This is a genomic window from Phycicoccus jejuensis (genome assembly GCF_000720925.1).
Classification (GTDB): Bacteria; Actinomycetota; Actinomycetes; order Actinomycetales; family Dermatophilaceae; genus Phycicoccus; species Phycicoccus jejuensis.
This window is the reverse complement of sequence record NZ_JOEE01000049.1, coordinates 1-462: the sequence shown is the minus strand read 5'-3', so window position 1 is coordinate 462 and position 462 is coordinate 1. Positions and strand designations below refer to the sequence as shown.

Below are 462 nucleotides of genomic sequence, written 5' to 3'. Positions count from 1 at the left end.
GCGCCATCACGATCGTCGCTCAATACCGGCCGACTCGGTGGCTGACATCCTGGAACGGGCAGACTGGTTGTCACCCTGCCCCGACACGGTAGATCCCGCAGACACGGTCGTCGAACGCGACAGCACCGACCTGTACGTCGTGGCAGTGCTGTCCCAACTTCCGGAACGGCAACGTGCCGTGCTGGTTGCGCGCGACATGCTCGGCTTCTCGGCTCTGGAGACGGCTCGCCTGCTCCAGTCAACTCCCGCTGCTGTTAACAGTCTCCTCCAGAGGGCGCGTTCCCGACTGAGAGCCTTGGGTGTCGAGCGTCTGAGCGAGCTAGTCCAGACGAGTACATCAGCGGACTTCGATCTCGCGCGTAACTACGTTCGCGCTCACGATACGAAAGACGTCGATTCGATCATGGCACTGCTCGCGGAGGACGTCCGGATCAGCATGCCTCCTGAGACACCTGCGAGAGG

1 protein-coding gene is annotated in these 462 nt (G+C 62.3%); it reads left to right on the top strand.

The features are described from left to right. Window positions 1-37: 37 nt before the first annotated feature. The coding region (locus IG69_RS20625; protein ID WP_281174751.1) for a sigma factor-like helix-turn-helix DNA-binding protein at window positions 38-462 on the top strand (425 nt) is incomplete at its 3' end.